Source organism: Streptomyces sp. NPDC097617 (assembly GCF_044761485.1).
GTDB lineage: Bacteria > Actinomycetota > Actinomycetes > Streptomycetales > Streptomycetaceae > Streptomyces.
On record NZ_JBIWCL010000007.1, the window covers coordinates 247,343 to 264,031 of the forward strand.

Genomic DNA, 16,689 nt, shown 5'->3' on the forward strand with positions numbered 1-16,689 from the left:
CGTTGTCGTACCGGGGACCGCGGACCGTCCGGTCAGCGGGCGAAGAGGGGCTCGCCGGGCGGGGCCGGAGCGTCCGACGGCAGCAGCGCCAGGTCCAGCCCGCGCACCAGCCGGGCCCGCAGGGTGGTGTCCGCCGCCAGCGCCTCGGCGACGCGACGGGCCGCCGCGGGCGCCTGCGCGCCTTCGGCCAGCACGATCGCCAGGGTGCCGTCGCAGTCCGCGCCGCCCGGGCCGAGGTGGGCGCGCAGCACGGCCGGCTCCGCGGACACCGCGGCCCGTACGGCCTCCCGTACGGCGGGATCGGCCAGCGGGCCCGCGTCGGTGCGGCCCTCGGCGAGGGCGAGCAGCGCGGAGCCGGTGAGCTGGTAGGTGACGGGGCCGGCCAGGTCCAGGACCACGGTGTCGGCCTTCTCGTGCGCGGCGGCCGCCAGCGCCTGGTGAAGCGGGACGGCCACCGGCCGGGCCGCGGGGTCCCAGAGCGCGAGCGAGGCGATCGAGGTGAAGGCGGGCAGGGCCCGCCGGTCGCCCGCCCGCAGGGTCGGGACGGCCATGTCACTGGTCTTCTCGCGCTTCAGGCCCGTCTCCGGGTCGGTCTCCACCTCGCCGAGGACCGCGACCACCGGGACCAGCAGACGGGCGCCCTTGAGCGCGGCCAGCACTTCCGGCTCGTTCGCCCGGTCCTCGGACCAGGCGGCCAGGGCCGCGGTCAGCCGGGGATCGGCGGAGCCGTCGTCGTCGGAGAAGCCCGGGTCGGGAATGTTCTTGTTCGCCATGTTCGCCACAGTTACCCGACCCTACTGTGCCGGGTGCGGCGGTTCCTTGAGGGGCCCGCGGTCCCGGCCGCGGGTGACCCGCCGCGGGCGCCGCGCCAGTACGGCGGCCGAGACGAGCAGCACCGCTCCCGCGAGCGCCGCCGCCGGGGCGCCCAGCCGGGCTCCGCGCTCGGGCGGGCGGACCGGTTCGGGACCGGGGCCGAAGTACGTGCTGCCGGCGGCCGCGGGCGCGGGCACCGCGGCCTCCGGGCGCATCGCCTCGGCGGCCTGGAGGGCGGCGACGGGATCGACCAGACCGTACCCGCGGGCGTCGTCGCGCCCGCCGGCCGGGGAGTCGGCGGCGGTCGCCTCCAGCAGCTTCTTGACCTGGGCCGGGGACAGGTCCGGGTGCGCGGCCCGGACGAGTGCCACGGCGCCGGAGACGAAGGCCGCCGCGGCACTGGTGCCCCAGCCCTCGTAGTACGAGCGATCGGGGTCGGCGATCACGACGTCCACGCCGGGGGCGCTGACGGTCGCGTACCAGTTGCGGGTGGAGAACTTGGCCTTCTTGCCGCGGCGGTCGACGGCGGTGACGGCGATGACCCCGGGATAGGCGGCCGGGTAGGAGACGCGGTCGCCGGACTCCCCGCCGTTGCCCGCGGAGGCGACGACTACCACGCCCTTGGCGAGGGCGTACTGGACGGCCTCGTCCTCGCCCGCCTCGTGGTGGGCGGAGTCGCTGTCGTCGCCGAGGGACAGGTTGATCACGTCGGCGCCGTGGTCCGCGGCCCAGCGGATGCCCTCGGCGAGGGCGCCGCCCTTGCTGTCGCGTGCCTTGGCGCGGCCCGGGTCGCCCTCTTCGAGGATCACCCGGACCGGCAGGATCCGTGCCTGCGGGGCGACACCGAGGACGCCCTGGCCGCGACTGGGACCGTGGCCGTGCCCGGCGATGATGCTCGCCATGGCGGTGCCGTGCCGGGCCCAGGCGCGGTCGCCGGGGCCGGCGCCCATGCCGATGAGGTCGGTGCCCGCGAGGACCTGTCCGGCGAGGTCGGGGTGGGATTCGTCGACGCCGGTGTCGAGGACGGCGACGGTCACTCCGTCGCCCCGGGTGGTGCCCCAGGCCTCCTCGGCACGCAGCGAGAGCAGGCCCCACTGTCGGTCGCGGATGGTGTCGGCGGCGGCGGGGGCCGCGGTGGACACCAGGAGGGTCGCTGCGGCGAGCAGGGCGGCGGCCGCCTGCCCGAACGCCCGGTGGATCATCGGGTGGGCTCCGGGGTGCGGGTGGCGTGTGAGGCGGGCGGTGCGGGTGACGCGGGCAGTGCGGGCGGTGCGGCGAGGAAGGCCACGCCGTGCCCGATGCGGTCGGCGACCGCCCGGGCCTCGTGGCCGAGGCCGGCCTGGGCGGCGGCCCCCGTGGCCTCCTTCCTCATCAGGTCCTCGGCGGGGCGGGGGCCGTCCGTGGGGCGACCGTCGGCGAAGGCGGAGACGGCGTAGACGACGACGGGTGCCTCCGCGGGTACGGACACGGCCCAGGCGGCACGCTGTGCGTCGGTGAACCCGTACGCGGGCGGGGCGGGGAACCGGCCCTTGAGGGAGGTCATGGTGCGGGCGTCGGCGGGGGTGAAGACCATGCCGACGGTGACCAGGGAGCTGCGGGTGGCGTCGGTGTAGGTGGCGCGGAGCACGCGGGTGCAGCCGGTGGCGGCCAGCAGGGCCTGCCAGTCGGGGGCGAGGGCGGCCGGGCACTCGGCGTCGGGGGCGAGCGCGATGCGGGTCCAGGTGCGGTTGGCTCCGCCGGGGCCCGCGGAAGGTCCGGTCAGGACGGGCGGGAGGAGGCTGTCGACGGGAGCGGCGCGCCACAGCGACTCGGCCTGGCGGTAGGCGGCGTCGGCGGGGAGGGGACGGCCGGCGGCGCGGTGCTCGACCCAGGTGGTGAGTGCGGCCCCGCCGACGAGGCCGCCGCCGAGCAGTACGCAGAGCGCGGCGGCGAGGACCCGGACGGGGTGGCGGCGCGCGTGCGCGGGCGTGTGGACGGGCTGGGGCGGTTCCGGCTCGCCCGGGATGGCGGTCCGCGGTGTCGTCGTGGTCATCCGGCGGCTCCGCCCCCCGTTCCGTACGGCTGCCTCCCCTTACTCTACGGCGTCACCGCCCCACCCCGAACGCCCGCCTCCGTCCCCACCACACCCCGATCAAGCCCCACCGCACCCCCATCAAGCCCCGCCGCACCCCATCAAGCCCGCCGGCGATTGAGGTGCGGGGTCCGGGGCGCAGCCCCGTTCCCTGAGCCGCATCCGACCCGTCGGCCGCACCACCCCCCGCCCCGCCGGCGATTGGGGCGCGGCACTACCCACCGGTAGAGACCTCTGGCAAGCTGCCGCCCATGAACTCCGCCGCCACCGACCGCGCCCGGTACGACCGGGCGACCGCGCACCTGGACGCGCCGCTGGCCATCGTGGATCTCGACGCCTTCGACGCCAACGCCGACGATCTCGTCCGCCGCGCCGCCGGCAAGCCGGTCCGGGTCGCGAGCAAGTCGGTCCGGTGTCGCGCGCTGCTGGAACGGGTGCTCGCCCGGCCCGGGTTCGCCGGAATCATGTCGTACACGCTCGCCGAGTCGCTCTGGCTGGCCCGGTCCGGGTTCGAGGACGTGCTCCTCGCCTACCCCTCCGCCGACCGGGCCGGCTTCGGCGAGCTGGCGAACGACGCCAAGTTGGCCGGCGCCGTCACGGTGATGGTGGACGACCTCGCGCAGCTGGAGCTGATCGACGCGGCCCGGGACGGCGGCGCCGAGGAGGTCCGGGTGTGCCTGGAACTGGACACGGCCCTGCAACTGCTCGGCGGCCGGGTGCGGATCGGGGCCCGCCGGTCCCCGCTGCGCGAGCCCGCCCAGCTGGCCGCCCTGGCCCGGGCGGTGGCCGCGCGGCCCGGGTTCCGGGTCGTGGGGCTGATGGCGTACGAGGGTCATGTCGCCGGTGTCGGGGACGCGCTGGCCGGTCGGCCGCTGCGGTCCCGGGCGATCCGGTTGATGCAGGGCGCGGCCCGCAAGGAGCTGGCGGCGCGGCGGGCCGAGGTGGTGCGGGCCGTGCGGGCCGTCGTACCGGACCTGGAGTTCGTCAACGGCGGCGGGACCGGCAGCGTGCAGCAGACGGCCGCCGAGGACGCGGTGACCGAGATCGCCGCGGGTTCGGGCCTGTACGTGCCGCGGCTCTTCGACAACTACACGTCGTTCAGCGGGCGTCCGGCGGCCCTGTTCGCCCAGCCGGTGGTGCGCAGGCCCGGGGTGGGGGTGGTGACCGTGCTCGGCGGCGGCTATCCGGCCTCCGGCGCGGCCGGGCCGGACCGGCTGCCGGTTCCGTACCTGCCCGAGGGCTTGCGCTACGACCCCCAGGAGGGGGCGGGCGAGGTGCAGACCCCGCTGCTGGGGAGCCCGGCCGACGATCTGCTGATCGGCGACCGGGTCTGGTTCCGCCATGCGAAGGCGGGCGAGCTGTGCGAGCGGTTCGACACCCTGCACCTGATCGAGGGCGATCGGGTCACCGTCAGCGTGCCGACCTACCGGGGCGAGGGGCAGACTTTCCTCTAGCGCGCGAGGTCGGTGCGCGAAGCCGGTCCACGGAGTCAATACACGGAGTCGCTCTGGTCGGGGACGACGCTGCGGTCTCCCCGCAGGACCGGCCCCTTGGTGCCGTCGTGGTCGACGTAGCCGCTCGTCGCGCACGGGTAGGGGTCCGTCTTCCGCTGCTTCGGTTCGATGAACATGGGGTTGACGATCCAGCGGCCGTCGCTGTTGTCGTACGCCCGGCACATCAGTTCGTTCTTGTTGCGGTTCACGACGAGCCGCAGGGCGGTGGCGTCGCGCAGGAACGAGATGTCGGTGTCGGAGTCCCCTGCGGCGAAGACCTGGCGGCGGGCGGCGGGCTGGACGTTCTCGGCGGCGGCGCCTCGGACGCCGAAGACCTCCTTGTTGATCCAGCAGCGCTTGCCGTCGATGTAGGTGATCATCGTGTCGGCGCCGTCCCGGACGGATCCGCAGCCCTGGAGGTGGGGGGTGAACTTCCCGCCGCGGGTGGTGGTGTTGCGGATGCCGATGACACGGTCGGCCTCGATGCCGACGCCCTGGGCCCAGACCTCGACGACCGGCTGCGGGGAGGCCGAGCTGATCCACACGTCGAAGCCGGCCTTCTTGAGGCCCTTGACCAGGTCCTTCTGCTGTTCGTAGTAGCGGACCCAGCCGGTGGCGGTGGTCGTGGTGCCGACCCGCTGCGTGGCGCCGACGGGTGCGGCGAGGTTCTCGGTGCGGGCGGCGGCGGCGAAGCCGCGGATCTCCCGGGCGGTCCAGCCCTGCATCAGCTGGGGCAGCCAGGAGTACGAGGGTTCGGTGGTGCGGCGGTCCCAGCCGGCGAAGGCGGCGGCGCCGGTGCGGGTCTCGGCAGTGCCGTAGACGGCGTTGATCTCATCCGCACAGGCGGCTCCGGCGGGGGTGCCGGTGGGCAGCGGGGCGCCGGACCGGGCCAGGGCTCCGCAGGCTTCGGCCAGGGCACTGGTCGCGGCGGGGGTGAGGAAGCGGCTGGTGGTGGACCAGTCCCCGGCGGCGGGCTGGCGGATCCGGCCGTGGCGCAGGAGCCAGAACATGGTGGCGTCGCCGACGTCGTTCTTGACGACGGTGTTGTCCCAGTCGAAGACGGCGACGGGCTTGCCGCGGCCGGGCCGGTGGGGGGAGCAGCTGCCGTACCGGTCGATGAGCTCCTGGAGGCGGGCCTGGTTGTCCCCGTACCAGCCGGAGCCGATGGTGACCCGGGGACAGGTCCGGTGCGCTGCCGCGGCCGGCGGGGCCAGTACGAGGCCGGATCCGGTGACCGCCACGAGGGCCAGGGGGGCTGCCCATTTTCTCCGCATGCTGCTCCTTCGAGTTACCTGCATGCCGACCCTTCGAGGATCGGGACAGCCCTGAGGGACCGGCCGGGCACCTCGTGGTGCCCGGCCGGCCGGGGTGCGCCGGTCGCGGGGCCTACAGCGGGGTCACGTACGCGCCGGAGATCCCGCCGTCGACGAGGAAGTCGGTGGCGTTGATGAAGGAGGAGTCGTCGCTGGCGAGGAAGGCCACGGCGGCGGCGATCTCGGTGGGCTCGGCGAAGCGGCCCAGCGGGATGTGGACGAGGCGGCGGGCGGCGCGCTCGGGGTCCTTGGCGAACAGCTCCTGCAGCAGCGGGGTGTTGACGGGCCCCGGGCACAGGGCGTTGACGCGGATGCCCTCGCGGGCGAACTGGACACCGAGCTCGCGGGACATGGCGAGGACGCCGCCCTTGGAGGCCGTGTAGGAGATCTGGGAGGTGGCGGCACCCATGATGGCGACGAAGGAGGCGGTGTTGATGATGGAGCCGCGGCCCTGGCGCTGCATGTAGGGCAGGGCGGCCTTGCAGCACAGGTAGACGGAGGTGAGGTTGACGTCCTGGACGCGCTTCCAGGCCTCCAGGCCCGTGGTCAGGATGGAGTCGTCGTCCGGGGGCGAGATGCCCGCGTTGTTGAAGGCGATGTCCACGGAGCCGTAGGTGTCGAAGGCCGTCTTGAAGAGCGCCTCGACCTCCTCGGGGCTGGTGACGTCGACCTTGACGAAGGTGCCGCCGACCTCCTCGGCCGCGGCCTTGCCGGCGGTCTCGTCGATGTCGCCGCAGACGATGTTGGCGCCCTCGGAGGCGAGGCGGCGGGCGGTGGCGAGGCCGATGCCGCTGCCGGCTCCGGTGATGACGGCGGTACGGCCGACCAGGCGGCGGCAGATGATCTCTTCGTTGGACATGGGGTTCAGGCCTCCGTGCTGATGAAGACGTTCTTGGTCTCGGTGAAAGCGGTGAGGGCGTCGGGTCCGAGCTCGCGGCCGAGCCCGGACTGCTTGTAGCCGCCGAAGGGCGTCCAGTAGCGGACACTGCTGTGCGAGTTGACGGACAGGTTGCCGGCGGCGACGGCGCGCGAGACGCGCAGCGCGCGTCCGATGTCGCGGGTCCACAGGGAGCCGGAGAGGCCGTACTCGGTCGCGTTGGCCAGGCGTACGGCGTCCTCCTCGTCCTCGAAGGGCAGGAGGACGGCGACCGGACCGAAGACCTCCTCTGCGGCGACGGGCGCGGTGGGGGCGACGTCCGTGATGAGGGTGGGCGGGTACCAGAAGCCGGGGCCCTCGGGGGCGGTGCCGCGGACGGCGGTGAGGTCGTCGGTGACGAAGGACCGTACGCGGTCCAGCTGGGTCCGTGAGATCAGCGGGCCCATCTGCGTCTTCTCATCGAGCGGGTCGCCCACGGCGACGGCCGCGATACCGGGGGCGACGAGCTCCAGGAAGCGGTCGTAGACGGAGCGCTGTACGAGGATCCGGGTGCGGGCGCAGCAGTCCTGGCCGGTGTTGTCGAGGAAGGCCATGGGGGCGGCGGCCGCGGCGGCTTCGAGGTCGGCGTCGGCAAAGACGATGTTGGGGCTCTTGCCGCCGAGTTCGAGGGTGACGCGCTTCACCCGGGCGGCGCACTTGGCCATGATCTGCTTGCCGACGCGGGTGGACCCGGTGAAGACGATCTTCGCGACGCCGGGGTGTTCGACGAGCGCGTCGCCCGCCACGTCCCCGTGGCCGGGGAGCACCTGGAAGAGGTGCTCGGGGATCCCGGCTTCGAGGGCGAGTTCGGCGAGGCGCAGCGCAGTGAGCGGGGTGGTCTCGGCGGGCTTGAGGATGACGGCGTTGCCGGCTGCGAGGGCCGGGGCCAGGCCCCAGGCGGCGATCGGCATGGGGAAGTTCCAGGGGGCGATCACGCCGATGACGCCGAGGGGTTCGAGGAAGGTGACGTCGATGCCGCCGGCGACGGGGATCTGGCGGCCGGAGAGTCGTTCCACTCCCCCGGCGGCGAAGTCGAGGAGGTCGCGTACGTTGCCGGCTTCCCAGCGGGCGTTGCCGATGGTGTGGCCGGCTTCGCGGACCTCCAGCCGGGCCAGTTCCTCGATGTGGCCGTCGACGACCGTGGCGAAGCGGCGCAGCAGCCGCGCCCGGTCGGCGGGGGCGGCCGCCGCCCAGGCGCGCTGGGCTGCGGCGGCCCGGGCGACGGCGGCGTCGACGTCGTCCCGTGTGGCGGCCGGGACGACGGCGACAGTTTCCTCGGTGGCCGGATTGAGCACTCTCAGATTCAACGGGGCCGGCGCATCGGACACGTGGTGCCTCACAGTTTCGGTTCGGTGGCGTGCGGTGGCTACAGGCGTTCGAAGGAGCGGCGCAGCTCCCAGTCGGTGACGGCCGAGTCGTAGGCGTCGAGCTCCACGCGGGCCATGTTCCGGTAGTGCGCGACCACTTCGGGGCCGAAGGCGGCCTTGGCGATCTCGCTGTTCTCCCAGAGCTCGGCGGCCTCGCGCAGGGTGGCGGGGACGTGGGCGTAGTCGGCGGTGTACGCGTTGCCGCCGCACGCCTCGGGGAGCTCCAGGCGGTTCTCGATGCCGTAGAGGCCGGCGGCGACCAGGCCGGCCACGGCGAGGTACGGGTTGACGTCGCCGCCGGGGAGGCGGTTCTCGAAGCGCATGGAGCGGCCGTGGCCGACGACGCGCAGCGCGCAGGTCCGGTTGTCCACGCCCCAGGCGACGGCGGTCGGCGCGAAGGATCCCGGCCGGAAACGCTTGTACGAGTTGATGTTGGGGGCGTAGAGAAGGGAGAAGTCGCGCAGTGCGGCCAGCTGGCCGGCCAGGAAGTGCCGCATCACCGGTGACATTCCGCCCGGCCCGTCACCGGCCATCGCGTTGCGTCCGTCGGCGTCGGCCAGCGAGAGGTGGATATGGCAGGAGTTGCCCTCGCGCTCGTCGAACTTGGCCATGAAGGTGAGCGAGACACCTTCCTGGGAGGCGATCTCTTTGGCTCCGGTCTTGTAGACGGAGTGCTGGTCGCAGGTGGTGAGCGCCTCGTCGTAGCGGAAGGCGATCTCGTGCTGGCCGAGGTTGCACTCCCCCTTGGCCGACTCGACGATCAGGCCCGCGGCCTGCATCTCGTTGCGGATCCGGCGCAGCAGGGGTTCGATGCGGCCGGTCCCGAGGACGGAGTAGTCGATGTTGTACTGGTTGGCCGGGGTCAGGTCGCGGTAGCCCGAGTTCCAGGCCTGCTCGTAGGTGTCCTGGAAGACCATGAACTCCAGCTCGGTGCCTACCATCGCGGTGTACCCGGCCTCGGCGAGGCGCTCCAGCTGGCGGCGCAGGATCTGCCGGGGGGCGGCGACGACGGGCGAGCCGTCGTTCCAGGCGAGGTCGGCGAGGAGGAAGGCGCTGCCGGGGTTCCAGGGGATGCGGCGCAGGGTGGCGAGGTCGGGGTGCATGGCGAAGTCGCCGTAGCCCCGGTCCCAGGAGGACATCTCGTAGCCGTCGACCGTGTTCATGTCGGTATCGACGGCGAGGAGGTAGTTGCAGCCCTCGGTACCGTGCTCGAGGACCTCGTCGAGGAAGAACTGTGCGGCGAACCGCTTGCCCTGGAGCCGCCCCTGCATGTCGGGGAAGGCCAGGACGACTGTGTCGATCTCACCACTGGCGACGAGGGAGCGGAGCTCCTCGGGCGCGAGCGGCGGCTTGCGGTCTACCACTGGAATCTCTCCTTCGGTGAGCCGAGGAGCCCTAAGGTATTGAATAGAACCATTGCTTGGGAAGGGGAGGGGCCAAGATGACCGATACGGCGAGCGAGGGCGACGCCCTCGCGCGACTGAATCCCGTGCTGCGCCAGGTGCGGGCGGGCAACGGTTTCGAGGAGGCGCTGGAGCAGATCCTCCAGGTGGTCCGACTGGGCCTGGTGCCGGGCGGGGAGCGCCTGCCGCCCGAGCGCGAGCTGGCGGAGCGGATGGGGATCAGCCGGGTCACCCTGCGCGAGGTGCTGAAGGTGCTGCAGGACCAGGGCCTGGTGGAGGCCCGGCGGGGGCGGTACGGCGGCACGTTCGTGCTGTCCCGCCCCGACACCCCGGCCGGGGGCGCCGAGGAGGAGCTGCGCCGGCGCGTCGCGGGCGTGGACATCGAGGACGCCCTGCGGTTCCGCGAGGTCCTGGAGGTGGGAGCGGCCGGCCTGTGCGCCTCCCAGGGGCTGACCGACGAGGGCACCGAACGCCTGCTGCGCGCCCTGGCCGCCACCCACGACGCCCCGCTCGCCGACTACCGCCGCCAGGACACGCTCTTCCACCTCACCCTGTGCGAGCTGGCCGGATCCGCCACCCTGACGGCCCAGTACGCGGCCGTCCGGGCGAGCGTGAACGACCTGCTGGACTGCATCCCGCTGCTCGTACGCAACCTCGAGCACTCCCAGCAGCAGCACAGCACGCTCGTCGAGGCGGTGCTCGAGGGCGACGCGGCCGGGGCCCGGGAGACCATGCGCGAGCACTGCTGCGGCACGGCGGCGCTGCTGCGGGGCTTCCTGACCTGAGCCGCCGCGGGGCAGCCGAGGAGGGCGGCCGGGAAGGCCGCCGGGAGGGTTTCGTAACTTCTGTTTAACGCAGAGGTCTTGCGCACTCCACTCCACTAAGGCAAAGGTACGCCCCACAACCATTGCCCTGAGGCAGGAGCGCACGATGGCCGACGACATCGAGGCACGGCTGAGCGCCGTACCCGCACCCACCACATCCCCCGACGGCGGGGACGGCCCCGACGAGTACCTGGCGCGCCGGACGCTGCGCCGCGGCAGCGCCGGCTGGCTGCTCCTCACCGGCCTCGGCGTCGCCTACGTCGTCTCCGGGGACTTCTCCGGCTGGAACGTCGGCCTCGACAAGGGCGGTTTCGGCGGTCTCGCCATCGCCACCGTCCTCATGGGCGCGATGTACGCCTGTCTGGTCTTCTCGCTCGCCGAGCTGTCCACGATCCTGCCGACGGCCGGCGGCGGCTACGGCTTCGCCCGCCGCGCGCTGGGCCCGTGGGGCGGCTTCCTCACCGGTACGGCCATCCTCATCGAGTACATCCTGGCCCCGGCCGCGATCGTCATCTTCATCGGCGACTACGTCGAGTCCCTCGGCCTCTTCGGCCTCACCTCCAGCTGGCCGGTCTACCTCGGCTGCTTCGTGATCTTCATCGGCGTCCACCTCTGGGGCGTCGGCGAGGCGCTGCGCTTCAGCCTCGTCGTGACCGCGATCGCCGTCGCCGCGCTGCTGATCTTCGCGGTGGGGGCCCTCACCGAGTTCGACGCCTCCGGCCTCAACGACATCCCGGTCGACGCCGAGGCCTTCGGCTCCAACTCCTGGCTGCCGCTGGGCGTGCTGGGCATCTGGGCGGCGTTCCCCTTCGGCATGTGGTTCTTCCTCGGTGTGGAGGGCGTACCCCTGGCGGCCGAGGAGGCCAAGGACCCGGTCCGCTCCATGCCGAAGGCCCTCTCCATCTCCATGGGCATCCTCGCCCTGCTCGCCCTGATCACCTTCTTCGCCGCGACCGGCGCACAGGGCGCCGATGCCGTCAAGGCCGCCGGCAACCCGCTGGTCGTGGCCCTGGAAGGGGACGGCGGCCCGACCGCGCTGAGCCGCTTCGTGAACTACGCGGGCCTGGCCGGCCTGGTGGCCTCGTTCTTCTCCCTCATCTACGCGGGCTCGCGCCAGCTCTTCGCCCTCTCCCGGGCCGGCTACCTGCCCCGCTTCCTCTCGCTCACCTCGAAGCGCAAGGCCCCGTACCTGGGTCTGATCATTCCCGGCGCCATCGGCTTCGCCCTGGCCGCGGCCACCGGCGACGGGGCCCGCATGCTCAACATCGCGGTGTTCGGCGCCACCATCTCCTACGCCCTGATGGCGCTGTCGCACATCGTGCTGCGCCGCCGGGAGCCGAACCTGGAGCGCCCGTACCGCACCCCGGGCGGCATCCTGACCTCCTCGGTGGCCTTCGTACTCGCCCTGTCGGCCCTGGTCGCCACCTTCCTGGTGGACAAGGACGCCGCGTTCATCGCGCTCGCCGTGTACGCCGTCGCCCTGGCCTACTTCGCGATCTACAGTCGGCACCACCTGGTGGCCTCGGCCCCGGAGGAGGAGTTCGCGGCTCTGGCGGAAGCCGAGGCGGAGCTGAGCCGTGACTGAAACCCTGTTCCTGCCCTGCTCTGCCCCCCGCTGGAGGTAACGAACGTGCCCAGGCCGCTCATCGGCATCACCACCTACGTCGAGGACTCCACCCGCTACGGGGTGTGGGACCTCCCGACATCCCTCGTACCGACCGGGTACTACGAACTCGTCCAGGCGGCGGGCGGCGCGGCCGTGCTGCTCCCGCCGGACGAACCCGGGACGGCGGCGGAGGTGCTGAGCCGGGTGGACGGCCTGGTCGTCGCGGGCGGCCCGGATCTGGACCCGGTGCACTACGGCGCCGCGCGCGACTCCCGTACGGGCGCCCCCGCCACGGTCCGCGACCACTGGGAGCTGGCACTGATCGCGGCGGCGCTGGAGGCGGACCTGCCCGTCCTCGGTATCTGCCGGGGCATGCAGGCCCTCAACGTGGCTCTGGGCGGCACGCTCATCCAGCACATCGACGGCCACTTCGAGACCCCGGGCGCCATGTCCTGGCACCCGGTCCGCCCGGTCCCGGGCACCCGGTACGCGGACCTGGTCCCGCAGGAGGCGCAGGTCCCGACCTACCACCACCAGGCCGTCGACCGGCTGGGCCGCGGCCTGGTCGTCTCGGCGCACGCCGTCGACGGCACGGTGGAGGCGATCGAACTGCACGACCCCGACCGGTGGGTGCTGGGCGTCCAGTGGCACCCGGAGCGGGACGCGGACACCCGGGTGATGTCCGCGCTGATCGAAGCGGCCGCGGTCCGCACCGCGGTACCGGTGGGCTGATCGGCCACCGGTCGCGGGGCCCCCGCACCTTCCCCGGCGCCGGGGCCCCGCGACCGGCCCCTCCCGCCTCCCCGCCCGCGCACGAATGGCCCTGCGGCCATCGGGCGCGCACGCTGGATGGGTGAGCACCGAGGCACACGGCAAGGCGGCGACCGGGCCGGTGGCCGGGTTCCTGGAGAACCCGGTCGTGGGCATGGCGCCGTGGATCATCTTCTCGCTGCTGGTCGGCCCGGGACGGTTCGAGCTCGCGGTCGGACTGGCCCTGGCCGTGTCGGTCGCCCTGACCGTGCTGAGCCACCTGGTCAACCGCGGCAGCTCCTGGAAGCTTCTGGAACTGGCCGACATCGTCTTCTTCGCCACCATGGCCGTGATCGGGGTCCTGGCGAGCGAGGGGACCTTGAACTGGCTGGAGACGTACGCCGGCGAAGTCGCCAACATCGCGCTGGCGGTGATCGCCTTCGGCTCGATGGCGGTCCGAACGCCGTTCACCCTCCAGTACGCCCGCGAACAGGTCGATCCGTCGCTCTGGCACACCCGCGGCTTCCTGCGGACCAACTACATGATCACGGGGGCCTGGGGCATCGCCTTCCTCGTGGCGGCCGCCGCCGGGGCCTACGGAGACCTGGTCCTGCACAACCCGGACAACATCTGGACCGGCTGGGTCATCCAGATCCTGGCGATCGTCGCCGCAGTGAAGTTCACCGTCTGGTACCCGGAGGTGGCCCGGGCCAGAGGAGTCCGTGAGGCCGCCGGCCTACCCCCCGAACCCACACCGTGGGCCGGCTTCCTGGTGCCGCTGGCGGGTCTGCTCGTACCGATAGGCATTGCCGTCCTGATCTTCGACAACATGTGGTGGCTGGGCGTCGCCCTGATCGTGGTGGGCTCGCTCCTGACGAAGTCCCTCCAGTCCCGGGCGACCCAGGAGCCCACCTGACGGCGGACTCCCAGGATCCGGCCGGCCGTCCCGCCCGTCAGCGGCTGAAGACGACCGAGCGGAGCTTCAGCCGCTCCGAGCCGTACCCCGTGCGGGGCCGAAGCGTGAAGGAATCACCCTCGCAGCCGGGCTCGGTGAACACCGTCGCCGTCGCGTCGGTCCTGTTGCGCGGCGAGTGCGCCGGGCTGCTGGCACCGGGGTCTGCGACCTCCGGCAGAGTGAGGCACTCCTCACCCGGCGGGTCGTCGAGCACCACCCGCAGCGGGGTGCCGTCGAGCCCGGTGACCGTGTACTGGAACTGCCCCTCCGCGGCCGAGGCAGACGTCGGGATCGTGAGCAGCAGGGTGACGGCGCCGAAGGCGGCGACGGCGGCATGGCGAAGGCGCATCTGGTTTCTCCTCGGGAGAGCGGCAAACGTGCAGGAGCCACCTTTGCGCGTCTCGCACCTCGGTCACCGTCCACTGGGCGCCGAATCGATCCCTCCTCCCCCGGACGGACCAGACCCCCCTAGATGCGGCGGTGGGTCAGGGACAGCAGGTCGCGGGCAGGGCCCGCCGGGCGGGAGCCGGTCGGCCAGACCGCCCGCAGGGCCCGGTCGAGGGCCGCGTCCGGCACCGGGACCTCCACCAGCCGCCGCGCGCCCAGTTCGTCCCCGACCGCCAGCGCCGACAGTACGCACGGGCCCGCACCGCTCAGCGCCGCCGCCTTCACCGCGGTGGTCGACGCCAGTTCCAGCAGCGGTGCGGCCACCCCGCCGGCCGAGGCCAGCGCGGCGTCCAGGACCTGCCGCGTCCCGGATCCCCGCTCGCGCAGGATCAGCGGTGTCGAGGCCAGTTCGGCCGCTTCCACCCCGCGCGCCCGACGCGCCCACGGGTGGCTCGGGGCCACCGCCACCACCAGGCGGTCCTGCGCGATCACCGCCGAGTCCAGCCCCTCGGGCACGGTCAGCCCTTCCACGAAGCCGAGGTCAGCCTCGTGCGCGAGGACCCGTTCGGCGACGACCGCCGAGTTCCCGGCGTGCAGGGACACCGCCGTGTCCGGCCGCTGCCCGCGCAGGGCGATCAGCCAGCCCGGCAGCAGGTACTCCGCGATGGTCATGCTGGCGGCCACCCGCAGCCGCGAGTCCCGCCGCCCCCTCAGCGCCTGCGCCCCCGCGTCGAAGGCCTCCGCCGCCTCCACCACCCGCCGGGCCCAGTCCGTGACGAGTGCGCCCTCGGCCGTCAGCGTGGAGCCGCGCGGGGAGCGGTCCACCAGGGCCACGCCGAGGCGGGTCTCCATCGCCCGGATGCGGCTGCTCGCCGCGGGCTGGGTGATGCCGAGGCGCCGGGCCGCGCCGCTGAGGCTGCCGACCCGCGCGACCGCGAGCAGCAGTTCCAGCGCGCCCAGGTCCGGTACCCGGTGTGCCAGCGGAACCCACTCGTCATTGCCCATAACATCAGTTTATGGCCTCATAGGGAGATGGCCTCTGCCGCCCCGCCCTCACCGGCGCGAGGCTGGATCCATGGCCACCACCCTCGTGCGACCCCGCACCCACCTCACCCCCGCGGTCCGGGCCCACAAGGCTCCCGCGCTGCGGCACCTCGGCCCCAACTGGTACGCCTGCGTCATGGGCACCGCGATCGTCGCCAACGCCGGCGCGACCCTCCCGTACCAGCTCCCCGGCCAGCGCGTGGCCTGCCAGCTCGTCTGGGCGCTGTCCGCCGCCGTCCTCGCCGTACTGCTCACGGCCCGCGCCGGGCACTGGCTCCACCACCGCGACCAGGCCCGCGCCCACCTCCTCGACCCGGCCGTCGCCCCCTTCTACGGCTGCCTCTCGATGGCGCTGCTGGCCGTCGGCGGCGGCACCCTCATCGTCGGCAAGGACATCATCGGGACCGGCGCCGCCGTCGCCGTGGACGCCGTGCTGTTCACCGCCGGTACCGCGATCGGCCTGGTCATGGCTGTGGTCGTGCCCTACCTGATGGTCGTACGGCACAAGGTCGAGCCCGGGCAGGCCACTCCCGTCTGGCTGCTCCCCCTGGTCGCCCCCATGGTCTCCGCCGCCCTGGGCCCGCTGCTGATACCCCACCTCCCCGCCGGCCAGCCCCGCGAGACCTTGCTGCTCGCCTGCTACGCCATGTTCGGCATCAGCCTGCTCGCCACCCTGCTGATGCTCCCCCTGATCTTCGGACGGCTGCTGGTGGGCGGCCCGCTGCCGCTGGTCCTGACCCCCACCCTGTTCCTGGTCCTGGGCCCCCTCGGCCAGTCGACCACCGCCGTGAACCAGCTCGCCGACGTCGCCCCCCGGTCCATCGACGGCACCTACGCGGGCGCGCTCGGCGCCTTCGCCGTCGTCTACGGAGTCCCCGTGATGGGCTTCGCCCTGCTGTGGCTGGCCCTGGCGGTGGCCATGCTGGTCCGCGCGGCCCGGGGCGGCATGGGCTTCGCCATGACCTGGTGGGCCCTGACCTTCCCGGTCGGCACCTGCGTCACCGGGGCCACGGCCCTGGCCCACCACACCGGCCTGACCGCCTTCGCCTGGCTCGCCGCCGCCCTCTTCCTGGCGCTGCTGACCGCCTGGCTGCTGGCCGCCGCCCACACCCTGCGCGGCCTCGTCACCGGCGCGCTGCTCCCCCGTGGCGCCTAACCGACCTGGAGCTCGTAGGTGACCGACAGGGAGAACGATCCCGCCGAGCCCTCGATGGTCAGGGTGTCCTTGTCCCAGACCGGTCCCAGCCGCACCCACAGCCCGCAGCCGTGCGTGCTCACCGTGCCCGCCTCCCTGGTCACCGGGTTGCCCTCGACCCCCTCGATCCGGATGGGGACGGGCTCCATGCGCTCCAGCATCACCTCGGCCCCGCCCCATCTGACGGTGCCCTTCGCCTCGGCCAGCCGCGCCGCGCATTCGGCCTTCGTACCGGTGAAGTTGAGCACCGGGAAGACCACCGGCCGCCCCTTCGGGATCGAGCACCGGCGCTCGGCCTTGCCGCCGAAGGTCCCCGCGAGGTACCAGGCGTCGGCCGGCTGCTTCTCGGCGCAGAAGCTGCCGTCCGTATCGGCCACCGGATTGGAGCCGGCCGGGCTGGAGGCGGCCCAGCTCCACCAGCGGCTCTGGAGTTCGCCGGTACTGAGCTCGGCCATGCCGGGCGGCGGCCGGCGGGGGTCGTCCTGCGTCTCAGGGGCGGCGCAGGCCGCGGCCAGCAGGGCCGTCGCCGCGAGCAGTATCAATGATCTTCCT

At 73.3% G+C, this 16,689-nt stretch carries 16 protein-coding genes; 6 read left to right on the forward strand and 10 right to left on the reverse strand.

Annotated features, from left to right (window positions below; genetic code table 11):
* Positions 1-32: 32 nt before the first annotated feature.
* From ACIQZO_RS15275 to ACIQZO_RS15285, 3 genes are read right to left on the reverse strand one after another with little or no spacing between them, the layout of a single operon-like run.
* Complete coding sequence (locus ACIQZO_RS15275) at positions 33-773, reverse strand: SseB family protein (RefSeq protein WP_403625614.1); 741 nt, start codon at positions 771-773, stop codon at positions 33-35.
* Between the two features lie 21 nt (positions 774-794).
* Complete coding sequence (gene mycP, locus ACIQZO_RS15280; RefSeq protein WP_403625616.1) at positions 795-2,015, reverse strand: type VII secretion-associated serine protease mycosin; 1,221 nt, start codon at positions 2,013-2,015, stop codon at positions 795-797.
* The gene (locus tag ACIQZO_RS15285; RefSeq protein WP_403625619.1) at positions 2,012-2,845 is read right to left on the reverse strand and encodes a hypothetical protein; all 834 of its coding nucleotides are present in this window, start codon (positions 2,843-2,845) and stop codon (positions 2,012-2,014) included. Before ACIQZO_RS15285 ends, mycP begins: the two co-directional genes overlap by 4 nt.
* A 290-nt stretch (positions 2,846-3,135) precedes the next feature.
* Here ACIQZO_RS15285 and ACIQZO_RS15290 point away from each other — a divergent pair, with 290 nt between their 5' ends.
* Entirely contained in the window at positions 3,136-4,338 is a 1,203-nt protein-coding gene (locus tag ACIQZO_RS15290; protein WP_403625621.1) for an amino acid deaminase/aldolase, read from the forward strand.
* A gap of 35 nt (positions 4,339-4,373) precedes the next feature.
* Here ACIQZO_RS15290 and ACIQZO_RS15295 read toward each other — a convergent pair whose 3' ends face one another.
* The 4 genes from ACIQZO_RS15295 to ACIQZO_RS15310 all read right to left on the reverse strand — a co-directional run bounded on the left by ACIQZO_RS15295 (position 4,374) and on the right by ACIQZO_RS15310 (position 9,337).
* Entirely contained in the window at positions 4,374-5,651 is a 1,278-nt protein-coding gene (locus tag ACIQZO_RS15295; protein WP_403625624.1) for a haloacid dehalogenase-like hydrolase, read from the reverse strand.
* Between the two features lie 112 nt (positions 5,652-5,763).
* Positions 5,764-6,549: a 3-oxoacyl-ACP reductase gene (locus ACIQZO_RS15300; RefSeq protein ID WP_052877158.1), complete on the reverse strand. Its 786-nt coding sequence runs from the start codon at positions 6,547-6,549 to the stop codon at positions 5,764-5,766.
* Positions 6,550-6,554: 5 nt separating this feature from the next.
* Complete coding sequence (locus ACIQZO_RS15305) at positions 6,555-7,946, reverse strand: aldehyde dehydrogenase family protein (protein WP_403625627.1); 1,392 nt, start codon at positions 7,944-7,946, stop codon at positions 6,555-6,557.
* Positions 7,947-7,972: 26 nt separating this feature from the next.
* Entirely contained in the window at positions 7,973-9,337 is a 1,365-nt protein-coding gene (locus ACIQZO_RS15310; protein WP_403625629.1) for a glutamine synthetase family protein, read from the reverse strand.
* Between the two features lie 77 nt (positions 9,338-9,414).
* Between ACIQZO_RS15310 and ACIQZO_RS15315 the strand changes: the two genes are divergently transcribed.
* The 4 genes from ACIQZO_RS15315 (at position 9,415) to ACIQZO_RS15330 (ending at position 13,472) form a co-directional block, all read left to right on the forward strand.
* Positions 9,415-10,161 (forward strand): FadR/GntR family transcriptional regulator, encoded by a 747-nt coding sequence (locus tag ACIQZO_RS15315; RefSeq protein WP_403625632.1) that lies wholly within the window; start codon positions 9,415-9,417, stop codon positions 10,159-10,161.
* 145 nt (positions 10,162-10,306) lie between these two features.
* The gene (eat, locus tag ACIQZO_RS15320) at positions 10,307-11,785 is read left to right on the forward strand and encodes an ethanolamine permease (RefSeq protein WP_403625635.1); all 1,479 of its coding nucleotides are present in this window, start codon (positions 10,307-10,309) and stop codon (positions 11,783-11,785) included.
* A gap of 45 nt (positions 11,786-11,830) precedes the next feature.
* Complete coding sequence (locus ACIQZO_RS15325; protein ID WP_403625638.1) at positions 11,831-12,538, forward strand: gamma-glutamyl-gamma-aminobutyrate hydrolase family protein; 708 nt, start codon at positions 11,831-11,833, stop codon at positions 12,536-12,538.
* Positions 12,539-12,659: 121 nt separating this feature from the next.
* The gene (locus ACIQZO_RS15330; protein WP_403625641.1) at positions 12,660-13,472 is read left to right on the forward strand and encodes a hypothetical protein; all 813 of its coding nucleotides are present in this window, start codon (positions 12,660-12,662) and stop codon (positions 13,470-13,472) included.
* 37 nt (positions 13,473-13,509) lie between these two features.
* Here the strand turns inward: ACIQZO_RS15330 and ACIQZO_RS15335 are convergent, their stop codons facing one another.
* Both ACIQZO_RS15335 and ACIQZO_RS15340 read right to left on the reverse strand, forming a co-directional pair.
* Entirely contained in the window at positions 13,510-13,860 is a 351-nt protein-coding gene (locus ACIQZO_RS15335; RefSeq protein WP_403625644.1) for a hypothetical protein, read from the reverse strand.
* 119 nt (positions 13,861-13,979) lie between these two features.
* Entirely contained in the window at positions 13,980-14,903 is a 924-nt protein-coding gene (locus tag ACIQZO_RS15340; RefSeq protein WP_403625647.1) for a LysR family transcriptional regulator, read from the reverse strand.
* Positions 14,904-14,973: 70 nt separating this feature from the next.
* Here ACIQZO_RS15340 and ACIQZO_RS15345 point away from each other — a divergent pair, with 70 nt between their 5' ends.
* Complete coding sequence (locus ACIQZO_RS15345; protein WP_403625650.1) at positions 14,974-16,098, forward strand: TDT family transporter; 1,125 nt, start codon at positions 14,974-14,976, stop codon at positions 16,096-16,098.
* On the opposite strand, the gene ACIQZO_RS15350 is transcribed toward ACIQZO_RS15345, so the two are convergent.
* Positions 16,095-16,679 (reverse strand): signal protein, encoded by a 585-nt coding sequence (locus ACIQZO_RS15350; RefSeq protein ID WP_403625653.1) that lies wholly within the window; start codon positions 16,677-16,679, stop codon positions 16,095-16,097. The two genes, ACIQZO_RS15345 and ACIQZO_RS15350, sit on opposite strands and share 4 nt — an antisense overlap.
* Positions 16,680-16,689: the final 10 nt, after the last annotated feature.